This is a genomic window from Pseudomonas sp. BCRC 81390 (assembly GCF_030341915.1).
Lineage (GTDB): Bacteria > Pseudomonadota > Gammaproteobacteria > Pseudomonadales > Pseudomonadaceae > Aquipseudomonas.
On the sequence record NZ_JATAAG010000066.1, the window covers coordinates 772,195 to 786,818 of the forward strand.

The following is a 14,624-nucleotide window of genomic DNA, read 5'->3' on the forward strand; positions in this document are numbered from 1 at the left end:
GTTGGGGTTCAGGCCGCACGGGGCGTAAAACCGTGCAGGTCGATGGCGGGGCGGCGCTGGCCGATCAGTTCGCTGAGCAGGCGTGCGCTGGCGCAGGCCAGGGTGAAGCCCAGCGCACCATGGCCAAGGTTCAGCCACAGGTTGCGATACGCCGTTGCGCCCAGCAGCGGTACGCCGCTAGGGGTCGCCGGACGCATGCCGGCCCATTCGATGGCGTAGTCGTAGTCGCCGGCATTGGCGAAGGTTTCGCGGGCCTGGCGTTTGAGCAGGGCCAGGCGCTTGGGGTCCAGCGACGGGTCGAAACCGACGATGTCGACCATCGCCGCCACCCGCAACTGCTCGCCAATCCGCGCGTAGACGATCTTGCGGTCGTAATCGGTGATGCTCAGGTCTGGCGCCCGGTGCTGGCTGCCGATCGGTACGGTCAGGCTGTAACCCTTGAGCGGGTACAGTGGCAGGTCGACACCCGGCAGTGCCAGCAAGGCACTGCGATGACCGGCAGCAACCACCAGGTGCTCCACCGGCAGCACATCGTCACCGAGTTCGATCGCACTTACCGCACCATGCGCATGGCGAATGCCGGAGACGGCCTGGCCCAGGCGGAACTGGCAACGTCCCGACGCCCGCAAGCGCGCCGCCAGTTGCTGGCAGAACGCGTGGCAATCACCGACTTCTTCATCCGGTGTATAGACGGCGCCGACAAAGGGCGCCTCCGCCAGCGCCGGGTCCAGGCGGGCGCAGTCGGCGTGCGACAGCACCTGTTGTTGCTGAGGCGCGGCAAGGTTGTTGCGTGCGTGTGCGAAGCTGCTGGCCTGGCGAAAGGTGACCAGCTTGCCGTTGCGCCGCCAGTTGAAACCACTCAGGCCATCCTCTTCACGCCAGGCCTGCAAGGTCGACTGGCTCAACAGCGCCAGGCGCAACAGATGGCCTGCATTGGCGCGGTTGACCGAGGCGCGGCAAGCAGCGAGGAACGCGGCCATCCAACGCCACTGTGCAGGATCGAAGCGTGGGCGCAATCTCAGCGGTGAGTCACCGCGCAGCATCCAGCCAATGGCCTGCAACGGCACACCGGCATCGGCCAGCGGCGCCACGTAGCGATAGGACAACTGGCCGCCGTTGGCGAAGCTGGTTTCACTGCCCAGCGAATCGCGAGCCTCGACCAGCGTCACCTCAACGCCGTCGCGCACCAGTGCGTAAGCCGTTGCCAGGCCAATCACGCCACCGCCGATGATGCATACATGCTTTGCCATGTCAGTCCTTGTTCGTGGTTGGAACAAGCCTGAGGTTAGGGTCAGGTGACAGGCGGCGAAAAATGAATAAAGATCACTGAGCCATAAACAAAGGTTATAGGCTTGCCATGCGCCTTCGCCATATCGAGATTTTCCAGGCCATCCGCCAGACCGGCTCGGTCAGCGGTGCCGCGCAGTTGCTGCACGTGTCCCAGCCTGCCGTGACCAAGGTGCTGCAACACGCCGAGCAGCAGTTGGGCTTCCCGTTGTTTCTGCGAGTGCGCGGCAAGCTGCAGCCGACGCCCGAGGCGCTGGAGCTGGAGCGTGAGGTCGACAAGGTCACGGAGAGCCTGCAAGGGGTGCGCCGCCTGGCGCAAAGCCTGCGTCGCGAGCCGGGCCACAGCCTGCGCATCGGTGCGACCCCGGCGTTGGCCCTGTCGCTGGTGCCGCCGGCGATTCACGAGTGGACCCAGCGTTATCCGGACATCGCCTGTGAACTGTCCAGCGCCCACAGCCGCGAACTGGTGCAGAACCTGCTGATGCGTGAGATCGATGTCGCCCTGACCCTGCAACAGCCCGAACACCCTGCGCTGAAGGCCCAAGCACTGGCCAGCGGGGTGCTGGTGGCGTTGGCGCCGGCAGGTTATTGGCCGCCCGCGGATGAAGGCAAGCCGCTGCCATTGACGGCCCTGGCCGATGCGCCCTTGATCGGCCTGAGCAGTGCCGACCCGCTGTCGGCCCGCCTCGACAACTACCTGAAGGCAGTCGAGCCACCGCCACGGGTGAGCATCGCGGTGCAGACCTATTCGCTGGCCAGGGCGATGGTTGAATCCGGCGCCGGGCTGGCGGTCATTGACCCGTTCACCGCGCTTGGTGCAGCGCCTGGGGCGACCACGATTCGTCCGCTGGCCCCGGCATTGCCGATCACCTTGTATGCGGTGACCCGCGCTGCCGAGCCGTCAGCGCATACCCTGAGCGAGCTGCTGGCCATCTTCAGCAGCCGTGCCCAGGGGCAGCTGGACCGTTGGCGTTGATTGAAAACCGGGTGATCGAGAACCGATAGACACAAAAAAACCGGCTCAGTGGCCGGTTTCTCTGCTGTTCCGGGTCTACTAGGGACCGCTTGGAACGATGTGATGGTGCCCCGAGGGAGACTCGAACTCCCACTCCTTTCGAAAACGGATTTTGAATCCGCCGCGTCTACCAATTCCGCCATCAGGGCTTGTGGCGCGCAGTATAGAGAGGCTCCGCTGGTCGGTCAATCGGCTTTCATGGTCAATTTTCACACATTGGGCTAAACTTCCCGGCCCTGCCGAACCGAACATCATCATGCGCGTCGCCGATTTTTCCTTCGAACTCCCTGATTCCCTGATCGCCCGCCACCCGTTGGCCGAGCGCCATGGCAGCCGTCTGCTGGTGCTCGATGGGCCAACCGGTGCGCTGGCGCACCGGCAATTCCCCGACTTGCTCGAGTACCTGCGCCCGGGCGACCTGATGGTGTTCAACAACACCCGGGTGATCCCGGCGCGCCTGTTCGGCCAGAAGGCTTCTGGCGGCAAGCTGGAAGTGCTGGTCGAACGCGTGCTCGACAGCCACCGGGTGCTGGCCCATGTGCGTGCCAGCAAGGCGCCGAAAGAAGGCGCGGTAATCCTCATTGATGGCGGTGGCGAGGCGGAAATGGTCGCGCGCCATGACACGCTGTTCGAGCTGCGCTTCAGCGAAGAGGTGCTGCCGCTGCTCGACCGCGTCGGCCACATGCCGCTGCCGCCCTATATCGACCGCCCGGACGAGGGCGCCGACCGCGAGCGCTACCAGACCGTGTACGCCGAACGCGCCGGTGCGGTCGCCGCGCCGACGGCGGGCCTGCACTTCGACGAGGCGCTGCTGGAGAAGATCGCCGCCAAGGGCGTCGAGCGCGCCTTCGTCACCCTGCACGTGGGCGCAGGTACCTTCCAGCCGGTGCGGGTCGACAAGATCGAAGACCACCACATGCATAAAGAGTGGCTTGAAGTGAGCCAGGATGTGGTGGATGCCATCGACGCCTGCCGCGCCCGTGGCGGCCGGGTGATCGCGGTTGGCACCACCAGCGTGCGTTCGCTGGAAAGCGCCGCGCGCGACGGCGTGCTCAAGGCCTTCAGCGGCGACACCGACATCTTCATCTACCCGGGCCGGCCGTTCCATGTGGTCGACGCCCTGGTCACCAACTTCCACCTGCCGGAGTCCACGCTGCTGATGCTGGTCTCGGCCTTCGCCGGCTACCCCGAGACCATGGCCGCCTATGCCGCGGCGGTGGAACAGGGGTACCGCTTCTTCAGTTACGGTGATGCCATGTTCATCACCCGCAATCCGGCGCCACGCGGGCCCGAGGATCAAGCATGAGTCGCACCTGTCGAATGTCCTTCGAACTGCTGGCCACCGACGGCAAGGCCCGTCGTGGCCGCATCACCTTCCCACGTGGCACCGTGGAAACCCCGGCCTTCATGCCGGTCGGCACCTATGGCACGGTCAAGGGCATGCTGCCGCGCGATATCGAGGCCATCGGCGCCGAGATGATCCTGGGCAACACCTTCCACCTGTGGCTGCGCCCAGGCACCGAGGTGATCAAGAAGCACAACGGCCTGCACGACTTCATGCAGTGGAAAGGCCCGATCCTCACCGACTCCGGTGGCTTCCAGGTGTTCAGCCTGGGCGCCATGCGCAAGATCAAGGAAGAGGGCGTGACCTTCGCCTCGCCGGTTGATGGCGCCAAGGTGTTCATGGGCCCGGAAGAGTCGATGCAGGTGCAGCGCGACCTGGGCTCGGATGTGGTGATGATCTTCGACGAGTGCACCCCGTACCCGGCCGAGCATGATGTGGCGCGCGCCTCCATGGAGCTGTCGCTGCGTTGGGCCCAGCGCTCGAAGAACGCTCATGCCGACAACACTGCGGCGCTGTTCGGTATCGTCCAGGGCGGCATGTACCAGGACCTGCGCATGCGCTCGTTGGAAGGCCTGGAAAACATCGGTTTCGACGGCCTGGCCATCGGCGGCCTGTCGGTCGGCGAACCCAAGCACGAAATGATCAAGGTGCTGGACTACCTGCCGGGCCAGATGCCTGCTGACAAACCTCGTTACCTTATGGGGGTAGGCAAACCGGAAGATCTCGTTGAGGGTGTGCGCCGCGGCGTCGATATGTTCGACTGCGTGATGCCTACGCGTAACGCGCGCAACGGCCATCTGTTCGTCGATACCGGGGTGATCAAGATCCGCAACGCGTTCCATCGCCACGATGATTCGCCGCTGGATCCGACCTGTGATTGCTATACCTGCAGCAACTTCTCCCGCGCCTATCTCCATCACCTGGACAAGTGCGGCGAAATGCTGAGCAGCATGCTGAATACCATCCACAACTTGCGCCATTACCAGCGCTTGATGGCCGGTTTACGCGAGGCTATTCAACAGGGTAAATTGGCCGCCTTTGTCGACGCCTTCTACGCCAAGCGCGGGCTTCCGGTACCGCCCTTGGACTGACTGTCCGCATCCATTATTAGAAAATTACATTAGGAGTGCCCAATGAGCTTCTTGATCCCCGCCGCATACGCGGACGCCGCAGCACCCGCCGCCGGCCCAGCCGGTACCGGCTTCGAGTGGATTTTCCTGGTCGGTTTCCTGGTCATCTTCTACCTGATGATCTGGCGCCCGCAGGCCAAGCGCGCCAAAGAGCAGAAGAACCTGCTGAGCAACTTGCAAAAGGGTGACGAAGTTGTCACCAATGGCGGCATCGCCGGCAAGATCGTCAAGGTTTCCGATGATTTCGTGGTCCTGGAAGTTTCCGACAGCGTCGAGCTGAAGTTCCAGAAGGGTGCCATTGCGGCCACCCTGCCAAAAGGTACGCTCAAGGCTATCTGAGTTACCGGTTTCATTTTTCCAGTCGGGGCGCGCAAAGCGCCCCGCGTCTTGAACGGGCGGCGTGATGCTGAACAAATACCCTCTGTGGAAATACGCACTGATCGTGCTGGTACTGGCGATCGGTTTTATTTATTCCGCTCCCAACCTCTACCCGGATGATCCGGCGGTACAGATCAGCGGTGCCAGCTCGGCGCTGCACGTGAGCCAGGCCGACCTCGATCGCGTCAGCAAGGCGCTGGTCGATGCCAAGATCGCCGTCAAGGGCGCGAGCCTGGGTGAAAAGGGCAGCGGGCTGATCCGCCTGACCAGTCAGGAAGACCAGCTGCCAGCCAAGGATGTCGTGCGCAAGGCACTCGGCGATGACTATGTCGTGGCCCTGAACCTGGCCCAGACCACCCCGCAATGGCTGCGGAACCTGGGCGCCAGCCCGATGAAGCTGGGCCTGGACCTGTCCGGTGGTGTGCACTTCCTGCTGGAAGTGGACATGGACAAGGCCATGAGCGCGCGTATGAAAGTCTACGAAGGCGAGGTCAAGACCTTGCTGCGCAAAGAGCGCGTCCGCTACCGCAGCCTGCCTCAGCAGGATGGCGGCATCATGCTGGGCTTCGCTGACGATGCCACCCGCGAGCAGGCACGTGCCCTGATTCGCAAGAATTTCAATGATTTCGACCTGACCACCACCGAGCGCAACGAGCTCGCCGTGCTGCGTCTGGCGCTGACCCAGGCGAAAGTCGCCGAGATCCGCGAATACTCGATCAAGCAGAACCTCACCACCGTGCGCAACCGGGTCAACGAGCTGGGCGTGGCCGAGCCGCTGGTACAGCGCCAGGGCGCCAACCGCATCGTGGTCGAGCTGCCAGGCGTGCAGGACACTGCCGAAGCCAAGCGCATCCTCGGCAAGACCGCCAACCTGGAGTTCCGCTTCGGTGCCGAGCCGGGTGCATCCAAGGCCACCACCGAAGTGTTCGAGTTCCGTGAAGGCGGCCGCTCCGCCGCGGTCGAGCGCGGCCTGATCATCACCGGTGACCAGGTGACCGACGCCCAGGCCAGCTTCGACGAGCACGGCCGCCCGCAGGTGAACATCCGCCTCGATGGCCATGGTGGCGAGCTCATGAGCCGCGCTACCCGCAGCAATGTCGGCCGCAGCATGGCGGTGATTTTCATCGAGCAGAAGCCGATCACCCGCTACGTCAAGCAAACCGTCGACGGCGTCGAGAAGGACGTTGCCGTACAGAGCTTCCAGGAAGAGAAGAAGATCATCAGCCTGGCGACCATCCAGTCGCCGCTGGGCAGCCAGTTCCGCATCACCGGCCTGAACGGCCAGGGCGAATCGTCCGAGCTGGCCCTGCTGCTGCGTGCCGGTGGCCTGGCCGCGCCGATGTACTTCGCTGAAGAGCGTACCATCGGCCCAAGCCTGGGTGCCGACAACATCACCAAGGGTATCGATGCGTCGCTGTGGGGCATGCTGTTCGTCTCGCTGTTCATCATCGCCATCTACCGCGGCTTCGGCGTGATCGCCACCGTCGCCCTGGCGGGCAACATGGTCCTGCTGCTGGCGCTGATGTCGCTGCTGGGTGCCACCCTGACCCTGCCAGGTATCGCCGGTATCGTGCTGACCATGGGTATGGCGGTGGACGCCAACGTGCTGATCTTCTCGCGTATCCGCGAAGAGCTGAACGCTGGCATGTCGGTGCAACGCGCCATTCATGAAGGCTTCAACCGCGCCTACACCGCGATCATCGACGCCAACCTGACCAGCCTGCTGGTCGGCGGCATCCTGTTCGCCATGGGTACCGGCCCGGTCAAGGGCTTTGCGGTCACCATGTCCCTCGGGATTTTCACCTCGATGTTCACCGCCGTCATGGTGACCCGCGCAATGGTCAACCTGACCTGCGGCGGGCGTGACATCAAGAAGCTGTGGGTTTGAGGGAGCTGCGATGAAAACCATCAATTTCATGGGCGTGCGCAATGTCGCGTTCGCCATCACCGTGCTCCTCACCGTGCTGGCGCTGTTCAGCTGGTGGCAGAAGGGCCTGAACTTCGGCCTCGACTTTACCGGCGGTACGCTGATCGAGCTGACCTACGAACGCCCCGCCGACCTCCAGGCGGTGCGTAGCGAGCTGGTCAGCTCCGGCTTCCACGAGGCGGTGGTGCAGAGCTTCGGCGCCACCACCGACCTGCTGGTGCGCATGCCTGGCGATGACCCACAGTTGGGCAACAAAGTGGCCGAAGCCCTGCAGAAGGCTGGCGGCGACAACCCTGCCACGGTCAAGCGGGTCGAGTTCGTCGGCCCGCAAGTGGGTGAGGAACTGCGCGACCAGGGTGGTATGGGCATGCTCCTGGCCCTGGGCGGCATCCTTATCTACCTGGCCTTCCGCTTCCAGTGGAAGTTCGCCGTGGGTGCGATTGTCTCGTTGATCCACGACGTGGTGGTGACCCTGGGTATCCTGTCGTTCTTCCAGATCACCTTCGACCTGACCGTGCTGGCTGCGGTGCTGGCGATCATCGGTTACTCGTTGAACGACACCATCGTCGTGTTCGACCGGGTGCGCGAGAACTTCCGTGTCATGCGCAAGGCCTCGCTGATCGAGAACATCAACGTCTCCACCACGCAGACCCTGCTGCGGACCATCGCCACCTCGGTTTCGACCTTGCTGGCCATCGCCGCATTGCTGTTCTTTGGCGGCGACAACCTGTTCGGCTTCTCGCTGGCCCTGTTCATCGGTGTCATGGCCGGTACCTACTCGTCGATCTACATCGCCAACGTGGTGCTGATCTGGCTGAACCTGAGCAGTGAAGACCTGATCCCGCCGGCCAAGACCGACGGTGTCGACGACCGTCCATAAGGCAGGTTGCATGCCGCCTGGCGGCCCGAAAGGCGCAAGTGTTGAACTTGCGCCTTTTTTTTTACTCCAAGGCTGGGAGAAGGCGGGTCGGACCCGCGGGTATGGTCAGGAGGTTCATGTGAACAAATCAATGCTGGTAGGTGCGGTACTGGGTGCTGTCGGTGTGACTGCCGGAGGTGCTGTCGCGACCTACAGCTTGGTCAACAAGGGGCCTGAATATGCGCAGGTCACCGACGTGCAACCGATCAAACAACAGGTAAAAACCCCGCGTGAGGTCTGCAAGGACGTCACCGTGACGCGTCAGGCGCCGGTCAAGGACCAGCACCAGATCGCCGGTACCGTGGTAGGTGCCATCGCCGGTGGCCTGCTGGGGAACCAGATCGGCGGTGGTACCGGCAAGAAGATTGCCACCGTGGCCGGTGCGGTCGGTGGCGGTTATGCCGGTAACAAGGTGCAGGAAGGCATGCAGGAGCGTGATACCTACACCACTACGCAAACCCGCTGCAACACGGTCAATGACGTCAGCGAGAAGGTGGTGGGCTACAACGTGAAGTACACCATTGGTGACCAGGTAGGGCAGGTGAAGATGGATCACGAACCTGGTTCGACCATTCCGGTGGACAAGAATGGCAAGCTGATCCTCAGCGAAGCCGCGCAGTAAGGGCGCATGCGGCCTGCTTTTGATGTGGGAGCGGCGTTGCGTCGCGAAAGGGGCGCGTAGCGGCCCCGGGGGCTGTGAGCCATTGGAGGTCGCCGGGGCTGCTTTGCAGCCCTTTCGCGGCGCAAGGCCGCTCCCACAAGAAGCAGATTGCGCATGGCTTCGACAGGCAAAAAAAAGCACCCCAAGGGGTGCTTTCTTTTTGCTCGCAATCCGCGCTTAGCGCTTCATGCTTTCTGGCAGGTGCGGCTGGATGGCAGTCAGCACGGCCTTGAAGCACTTGATGTTGCCCGCAACGATATGGCCTTTCTCGAGGAAGTCATGGCCCCCGTTGAAGTCGCTGACCAGGCCGCCCGCTTCCTGGATCAGCAGTACGCCGGCTGCCATGTCCCATTCGGACAGGCCCGACTCCCAGAAGGCGTCGAAACGGCCGGCAGCCACATAGGCCAGGTCCAGGCTGGTGGAGCCGGCGCGGCGGATGCCGGCGGTCTGGCCGGTCAATGCGCGGAACATCCCCAGGTAGTTGTCCAGCTCGGCCATCTGGCTGTCACGGAACGGGAAACCGGTGCCCAGCAGGGCGCCTTCCAGGCTGGTGCGCGAGCTGACGCGCAGGCGGCGGCCATTGAGCTGGGCGCCACGGCCACGGCTGGCGGTGAATTCTTCCTGGCGAACCGGGTCGACGACCACGGCGTGCTCAAGCCGGCCACGGTATTTGCAGGCGATGCTGACCGCGAAGTGCGGGATGCCACGCAGGAAGTTGGTGGTGCCGTCCAGCGGGTCGATGATCCACAGGTAGTCCTTGCCTTCTTCGCCGCTGCCCGCGTGCAGGCCGGTTTCCTCGCCCTGGATGGAGTGGTTCGGGTAGGCCTTGCGCAGGGCGTTGACGATGCTCTGCTCGGCGGCGCGATCGACTTCGGAAACGTAGTCCTTGGCCTCTTTCTCATCGACCTTGATGCTATCCAGGCGTTCGATGGAGCGGAAAATCAGTTCACTGGCGCTGCGAGCGGCGCGCAGGGCGATATTCAGCATAGGCTGCATGGGCGGGTCACCTGGAGATGTTAAAGAAGAAAGCCGATCATTCTAGCAGAAAACTTTGCAGGCAGAAGTGTGACATTTGCTTTCGTGGCGTTACGTCTGTCGGTTCTGTAAGATCGGAAGCCCTGATTCCTGCATCTGTGAGCACAACACCTTGCTGCAAAATATTCGTGTTGTTCTGGTCAATACCAGCCACCCCGGCAACATCGGCGGCGCTGCGCGTGCCATGAAAAACATGGGCTTGTCGCGTCTGGTGCTGGTGCAGCCGAAAGAGTTTCCCGCCGTGGATGCAAGCGCCCGAGCCTCGGGGGCCGATGATGTGCTGGACAACGCCCAGGTGGTCGACAGCCTGGAGCAGGCGCTGGTCGGCTGCAACCTGGTGATGGGTACCAGCGCCCGCGAGCGGAGCATTCCCTGGCCGCTGATCGGTCCGCGTGAATGCGGAGCCAAGGCGGTGGAGCATGCCAACGGCGGCGAGGAGATCGCCCTGGTGTTCGGGCGCGAGCACGCCGGCCTGACCAACGAAGAACTGCAGCGATGTCACTTCCACGTGCACATTCCCTCCAACCCCGACTTCAGCTCGCTGAACCTGGCTGCGGCTGTCCAGGTGCTCGCCTACGAGGTGCGCATGGCCTGGCTGGCGGCCGGTGAAGCCCCGGGCAAGGTCGAGAAGGTTGACGCCAGCGAGCTGGCGACCATGGACGAAATGGAGTTGTTCTACGACCACCTGGAGAAGACCCTGGTCGGTATCGGCTTCCTCGACCCCGAAAAGCCCAAGCACCTGATGCCGCGCCTGCGCCGGCTGTATGGGCGGGTCGTGGTCGAACGTTCGGAAATGAGCATTTTGCGCGGCATCCTCACCGAGACCCAGAAAGTGGTCCGGGGCGAGCCGCATAAACGGAAGGACTGACAGATGTTCGAACGCCTGCGTGAAGATATTCAAAGCGTATTCCACCGTGACCCGGCTGCGCGCAACGCCTTCGAGGTACTGACGTGCTACCCCGGCATGCACGCCATCTGGCTGCATCGACTGGGCCATGCCCTGTGGCGGCGTGATTTCAAATGGCTGGCCCGCCTGGTGTCGAACTTCGGGCGCTGGCTGACCGGCATCGAGATCCACCCCGGCGCCACCATCGGTCGACGCTTCTTCATTGACCATGGCATGGGCATCGTCATCGGTGAAACCGCCGAGATCGGCGATGATGTCACCTTGTATCAGGGGGTGACCCTGGGCGGCACCAGCTGGAACAAGGGCAAGCGCCACCCCACCCTGGAAAACGGCGTTGTGGTAGGGGCGGGGGCCAAGGTACTGGGCCCGTTCACCGTCGGCGCCGGGGCCAAGATCGGCTCCAATGCAGTAGTGACCAAGGCGGTGCCGGCGGGTGCCACGGCGGTGGGGATCCCGGGGCGGATCATTGTCAAGAGCGAAGACACTGAAGTCGAGGCCAAGCGCAAGGCCATGGCCGAGAAGATCGGTTTCGATGCCTACGGTGTCAGCGGTGACATGCCCGATCCGGTGGCCCGTGCCATCGGCCAGATGCTCGATCACCTGCAAGCGGTCGACGAGCGGCTTGAGGGGATGTGCGGTGCCCTGACCAAGATGGGCAGCGACTATTGCGCCAAGGAACTGCCCGCCCTGCCGGAAGATGACTTCAATGATGTCGCCCAGGTGGCCCAGCGCGACACCCAGCCGCATTGATTGCGCCGTGTCCGCGGTGCTGTGACATACGGGGCGTGTGCTCACGCCCCTGGTCTGCTACACTCGCGCCCGCCTCCCCGATGCAAACCCGACTAAAGCACTAGGTCTAATAGTTGACTTAAATGCTCGGGAATCGCATACTCGCACACATCCCGAAACTCCCGTGGTACCCAATAGCCATGCGACTGACTACCAAAGGCCGATACGCCGTGACCGCCATGCTCGACCTGGCGTTGCACGCGCAGCATGGGCCGGTGTCTTTGGCCGACATTTCCGAGCGCCAGGGCATTTCCCTTTCTTATCTGGAACAGCTGTTCGCCAAGCTGCGCCGCAGCAGCCTGGTTTCCAGCGTGCGCGGTCCAGGCGGTGGCTACCAGCTGTCGCGGGGCATGGAAACCATCCAGGTGGCCCAGGTCATCGATGCGGTCAACGAATCGGTCGATGCCACCCGCTGCCAGGGCCTCGGGGACTGCCATGCCGGTGATACCTGCCTGACCCACCACCTGTGGTGCGACCTCAGCCAGCAGATCCATGAATTCCTCAGCGGCATCAGCCTGGCCGACCTCGTCATGCGCCGTGAGGTGCAGGAAGTCGCCCAGCGCCAGGACCTGCGACGTGTCGCAGGCCGAGCCGCCCAGCTGGACAAGATTGAGACGTCCGCCGTCGATTGATCCCGTTGGGACGACGAGCGACGCCACCGCCTGATAGGAGAGACAAATGAAGTTGCCGATCTACCTCGATTACTCCGCGACCACCCCGGTCGACCCACGCGTGGCTCAGAAGATGGCCGACTGCCTGCTGGTCGACGGGAACTTCGGTAACCCGGCTTCGCGCTCCCACGTCTTCGGCTGGAAGGCCGAGGAAGCGGTCGAGAACGGTCGCCGTCAGGTGGCCGAACTGATCAATGCCGATCCGCGCGAAATCGTCTGGACCAGCGGTGCCACCGAGTCCGACAACCTCGCACTGAAAGGTGTCGCGCACTTCTATCAGACCAAGGGCAAGCACATCATCACCTCCAAGATCGAGCACAAGGCGGTCCTGGACACCGCTCGCCAGCTGGAGCGTGAAGGGTTCGAAGTCACCTACCTGGAGCCGGGCGAAGACGGCATCGTCACCCCGGCCATGGTCGAGGCGGCGCTGCGTGACGACACCATCCTGGTCTCGCTGATGCACGTGAACAACGAAGTCGGCTCGATCAACGACATCGCCGCCATCGGCGAACTGACCCGCTCGCGCGGCGTGCTGTTCCACGTCGATGCCGCGCAGTCGGCCGGCAAGGTCGAAATCGACCTGCAGAAGCTCAAGGTCGACCTGATGTCGTTCTCGGCACACAAGGTCTACGGCCCTAAAGGCATTGGCGCGCTGTATGTCAGCCGCAAGCCGCGTGTGCGCCTGGAAGCCATCATCCACGGCGGTGGCCATGAGCGCGGCATGCGTTCGGGCACCCTGCCGACCCACCAGATCGTCGGCATGGGCGAAGCCTTCGCCATCGCCAAGCAGGAAATGGCTGCGGAAAACGTGCGCATCAAGGCCCTGAGCGAGCGCTTCTTCAAGCAGGTTTCCAACCTTGAAGAGCTGTACGTCAACGGCAGCCAGACCGCCCGCGTGCCGCACAACCTGAACCTGAGCTTCAACTACGTCGAAGGCGAATCGCTGCTGATGTCGCTGAAGGACATCGCCGTATCGTCCGGTTCGGCGTGCACCTCCGCGTCGCTCGAGCCATCGTACGTACTGCGCGCCCTGGGCCGCAACGACGAGCTGGCGCACAGCTCGATCCGCTTCTCCTTCGGCCGTTTCACCACTGAAGAAGAAGTCGACTACGCCGCGCAGAAAGTCTGCGAGGCGGTGAACAAACTGCGTGAGCTGTCGCCGCTGTGGGATATGTACAAAGACGGCGTTGACATCTCCAAGATCGAGTGGGCCGCCCACTAAGCAGTCGCTGGCAAGAGCGGCTCCCTGATGAGGAAGGAATTGCACCATGGCATACAGTGAAAAGGTCATCGACCACTACGAAAACCCGCGCAACGTCGGCAAGATGAACGCCGAGGATCCGGACGTCGGCACCGGCATGGTCGGCGCCCCGGCCTGCGGTGACGTGATGCGCCTGCAGATCAAGGTCAACGAACAGGGCGTGATCGAAGACGCCAAGTTCAAGACCTACGGCTGCGGTTCGGCCATCGCGTCCAGCTCCCTCGCCACCGAGTGGATGAAGGGCAAGACCCTGGACGAAGCCGAAACCATCAAGAACACTCAGCTGGCCGAAGAACTGGCGTTGCCGCCGGTCAAGATCCACTGCTCGGTACTCGCCGAAGATGCCATCAAGGCAGCGGTACGCGATTACAAGCAGAAGAAAGGCTTGATCTAAGTCGCCTGTTGCGAGGTAAGGAGTCCAGATGGCTATCAGCATGACAGAAGCCGCCGCCAACCACGTGCGGCGTTCCCTGGAAGGGCGCGGCAAGGGTGAAGGTATTCGCCTGGGCGTGCGCACCACCGGTTGCTCGGGCCTGGCCTACGTGCTGGAGTTCGTCGACGAACTGGCGGAGGAAGACCAGGTGTTCGAGAACCATGGCGTCAAGGTGATCATCGATCCCAAGAGCCTGGTCTACCTCGACGGCACCGAGCTGGACTTCGTCAAGGAAGGGTTGAACGAAGGCTTCAAGTTCAACAACCCCAACGTGCGCGGTGAGTGTGGCTGCGGCGAAAGCTTCAACGTTTGAGGCTGGCTGTGGGTACTCCTTGTCATTTCGCATTGTTTGACCTCCAGCCAAGCTTCCGTCTTGATCTCGACAAGCTGGCCACTCGCTATCGCGAGCTGGCCCGCGAAGTCCATCCGGACCGCTTTGCCGACGCCTCCGAGCGTGAGCAACGCGTAGCCCTGGAAAAGTCCGCAGCCCTCAACGACGCCTACCAGACCCTGCGCAGTGCGCCGCGTCGCGCCCGCTACCTGCTGGCCATCAGCGGCCACGAAGTGCCCCAGGAAGTCACGGTCCACGACCCGGACTTCCTGTTGCAGCAGATGCAGTGGCGCGAGGAGCTCGAAGAACTGCAGGACGAAGCCGACCTTGACGGTGTCGGTGTGTTCAAGAAGCGCCTGAAGGTCGCCCAGGACACGCTGAATGAGGATTTCGCCGCCTGCTGGGACGCCCCGGGTGAGCGCGACAAGGCCGAGCGCCTGATGCGCCGCATGCAATTCCTCGACAAGCTCGCCCAAGAAGTGCGCCAACTGGAAGAGCGCCTCGACGACTAACCCGGTGCTGCCCGTGATGGCAC

Annotated in this window: 16 protein-coding genes and 1 tRNA gene; 14 read left to right on the plus strand and 3 right to left on the minus strand. The window is 63.1% G+C overall.

Annotated elements, in window-relative coordinates:
• Nucleotides 1-8: 8 nt before the first annotated feature.
• Complete coding sequence (locus QSV36_RS20220) at nucleotides 9-1,250, minus strand: D-amino acid dehydrogenase (protein WP_289133898.1); 1,242 nt, start codon at nucleotides 1,248-1,250, stop codon at nucleotides 9-11.
• Between the two features lie 107 nt (nucleotides 1,251-1,357).
• On the opposite strand from QSV36_RS20220, the gene QSV36_RS20225 reads away from it, so the two are divergent.
• Nucleotides 1,358-2,263: a LysR family transcriptional regulator gene (locus tag QSV36_RS20225; protein WP_289133899.1), complete on the plus strand. Its 906-nt coding sequence runs from the start codon at nucleotides 1,358-1,360 to the stop codon at nucleotides 2,261-2,263.
• A gap of 103 nt (nucleotides 2,264-2,366) precedes the next feature.
• On the opposite strand, the gene QSV36_RS20230 is transcribed toward QSV36_RS20225, so the two are convergent.
• Nucleotides 2,367-2,451: transfer RNA gene (locus QSV36_RS20230), tRNA-Leu, on the minus strand.
• Nucleotides 2,452-2,558: 107 nt separating this feature from the next.
• Here QSV36_RS20230 and queA point away from each other — a divergent pair.
• The 6 genes from queA (at nucleotide 2,559) to QSV36_RS20260 (ending at nucleotide 8,623) form a co-directional block, all read left to right on the plus strand.
• Entirely contained in the window at nucleotides 2,559-3,608 is a 1,050-nt protein-coding gene (gene queA, locus QSV36_RS20235; RefSeq protein WP_289133900.1) for a tRNA preQ1(34) S-adenosylmethionine ribosyltransferase-isomerase QueA, read from the plus strand.
• A gap of 14 nt (nucleotides 3,609-3,622) precedes the next feature.
• On the plus strand, nucleotides 3,623-4,738 hold the full coding sequence (gene tgt / locus QSV36_RS20240; protein WP_161959640.1) for a tRNA guanosine(34) transglycosylase Tgt: 1,116 nt from the start codon (nucleotides 3,623-3,625) through the stop codon (nucleotides 4,736-4,738).
• Nucleotides 4,739-4,780: 42 nt separating this feature from the next.
• Nucleotides 4,781-5,116 carry a preprotein translocase subunit YajC gene (gene yajC / locus QSV36_RS20245; RefSeq protein WP_085623861.1) on the plus strand — a complete coding sequence of 112 codons (336 nt, stop codon included), beginning with the start codon at nucleotides 4,781-4,783 and terminating at the stop codon, nucleotides 5,114-5,116.
• Between the two features lie 64 nt (nucleotides 5,117-5,180).
• Entirely contained in the window at nucleotides 5,181-7,043 is a 1,863-nt protein-coding gene (gene secD / locus QSV36_RS20250; RefSeq protein WP_289133901.1) for a protein translocase subunit SecD, read from the plus strand.
• A gap of 10 nt (nucleotides 7,044-7,053) precedes the next feature.
• The gene (gene secF / locus QSV36_RS20255; RefSeq protein WP_225780486.1) at nucleotides 7,054-7,962 is read left to right on the plus strand and encodes a protein translocase subunit SecF; all 909 of its coding nucleotides are present in this window, start codon (nucleotides 7,054-7,056) and stop codon (nucleotides 7,960-7,962) included.
• A 118-nt stretch (nucleotides 7,963-8,080) separates the two neighbouring features.
• Nucleotides 8,081-8,623 (plus strand): glycine zipper 2TM domain-containing protein, encoded by a 543-nt coding sequence (locus QSV36_RS20260; RefSeq protein ID WP_289133902.1) that lies wholly within the window; start codon nucleotides 8,081-8,083, stop codon nucleotides 8,621-8,623.
• 216 nt (nucleotides 8,624-8,839) lie between these two features.
• Here QSV36_RS20260 and suhB read toward each other — a convergent pair whose 3' ends face one another.
• A complete protein-coding gene (gene suhB, locus QSV36_RS20265) occupies nucleotides 8,840-9,658 on the minus strand; it encodes a type III secretion system regulator SuhB (RefSeq protein WP_289133903.1) in 819 nt (272 codons plus the stop codon).
• 151 nt (nucleotides 9,659-9,809) lie between these two features.
• Here suhB and trmJ point away from each other — a divergent pair, with 151 nt between their 5' ends.
• From trmJ to hscB, 7 genes are all read left to right on the plus strand, one after another.
• The gene (trmJ, locus tag QSV36_RS20270) at nucleotides 9,810-10,565 is read left to right on the plus strand and encodes a tRNA (cytosine(32)/uridine(32)-2'-O)-methyltransferase TrmJ (RefSeq protein WP_289133904.1); all 756 of its coding nucleotides are present in this window, start codon (nucleotides 9,810-9,812) and stop codon (nucleotides 10,563-10,565) included.
• A 3-nt stretch (nucleotides 10,566-10,568) separates the two neighbouring features.
• Complete coding sequence (cysE, locus tag QSV36_RS20275) at nucleotides 10,569-11,354, plus strand: serine O-acetyltransferase (protein ID WP_225780489.1); 786 nt, start codon at nucleotides 10,569-10,571, stop codon at nucleotides 11,352-11,354.
• A 179-nt stretch (nucleotides 11,355-11,533) separates the two neighbouring features.
• Nucleotides 11,534-12,025, plus strand: a complete 492-nt coding sequence (iscR, locus tag QSV36_RS20280; protein WP_051099959.1) for a Fe-S cluster assembly transcriptional regulator IscR — start codon at nucleotides 11,534-11,536, stop codon at nucleotides 12,023-12,025.
• Between the two features lie 46 nt (nucleotides 12,026-12,071).
• The gene (locus QSV36_RS20285; RefSeq protein WP_289133905.1) at nucleotides 12,072-13,286 is read left to right on the plus strand and encodes an IscS subfamily cysteine desulfurase; all 1,215 of its coding nucleotides are present in this window, start codon (nucleotides 12,072-12,074) and stop codon (nucleotides 13,284-13,286) included.
• A 46-nt stretch (nucleotides 13,287-13,332) separates the two neighbouring features.
• Nucleotides 13,333-13,719 carry a Fe-S cluster assembly scaffold IscU gene (gene iscU, locus QSV36_RS20290; protein ID WP_003248539.1) on the plus strand — a complete coding sequence of 129 codons (387 nt, stop codon included), beginning with the start codon at nucleotides 13,333-13,335 and terminating at the stop codon, nucleotides 13,717-13,719.
• A 28-nt stretch (nucleotides 13,720-13,747) separates the two neighbouring features.
• Nucleotides 13,748-14,071, plus strand: a complete 324-nt coding sequence (gene iscA, locus QSV36_RS20295; RefSeq protein WP_170028347.1) for an iron-sulfur cluster assembly protein IscA — start codon at nucleotides 13,748-13,750, stop codon at nucleotides 14,069-14,071.
• A gap of 8 nt (nucleotides 14,072-14,079) precedes the next feature.
• Nucleotides 14,080-14,601: a co-chaperone HscB gene (gene hscB, locus QSV36_RS20300; RefSeq protein ID WP_170028348.1), complete on the plus strand. Its 522-nt coding sequence runs from the start codon at nucleotides 14,080-14,082 to the stop codon at nucleotides 14,599-14,601.
• The last annotated feature ends 23 nt before the right edge of the window (nucleotides 14,602-14,624 follow it).

Excerpts from the sequence above, each read along its gene's own strand:
- QSV36_RS20220 (WP_289133898.1), bottom strand. The coding sequence starts at position 1,250 with ATGGCAAAGCATGTATGCATCATCGGCGGTGGCGTGATTGGCCTGGCA.
- QSV36_RS20225 (WP_289133899.1), top strand. The coding sequence starts at position 1,358 with ATGCGCCTTCGCCATATCGAGATTTTCCAGGCCATCCGCCAGACCGGC.
- queA (WP_289133900.1), top strand. The coding sequence starts at position 2,559 with ATGCGCGTCGCCGATTTTTCCTTCGAACTCCCTGATTCCCTGATCGCC.
- tgt (WP_161959640.1), top strand. The coding sequence starts at position 3,623 with ATGTCCTTCGAACTGCTGGCCACCGACGGCAAGGCCCGTCGTGGCCGC.
- yajC (WP_085623861.1), top strand. The coding sequence starts at position 4,781 with ATGAGCTTCTTGATCCCCGCCGCATACGCGGACGCCGCAGCACCCGCC.
- secD (WP_289133901.1), top strand. The coding sequence starts at position 5,181 with ATGCTGAACAAATACCCTCTGTGGAAATACGCACTGATCGTGCTGGTA.
- secF (WP_225780486.1), top strand. The coding sequence starts at position 7,054 with ATGAAAACCATCAATTTCATGGGCGTGCGCAATGTCGCGTTCGCCATC.
- suhB (WP_289133903.1), bottom strand. The coding sequence starts at position 9,658 with ATGCAGCCTATGCTGAATATCGCCCTGCGCGCCGCTCGCAGCGCCAGT.
- cysE (WP_225780489.1), top strand. The coding sequence starts at position 10,569 with ATGTTCGAACGCCTGCGTGAAGATATTCAAAGCGTATTCCACCGTGAC.
- iscR (WP_051099959.1), top strand. The coding sequence starts at position 11,534 with ATGCGACTGACTACCAAAGGCCGATACGCCGTGACCGCCATGCTCGAC.
- QSV36_RS20285 (WP_289133905.1), top strand. The coding sequence starts at position 12,072 with ATGAAGTTGCCGATCTACCTCGATTACTCCGCGACCACCCCGGTCGAC.
- iscU (WP_003248539.1), top strand. The coding sequence starts at position 13,333 with ATGGCATACAGTGAAAAGGTCATCGACCACTACGAAAACCCGCGCAAC.
- iscA (WP_170028347.1), top strand. The coding sequence starts at position 13,748 with ATGGCTATCAGCATGACAGAAGCCGCCGCCAACCACGTGCGGCGTTCC.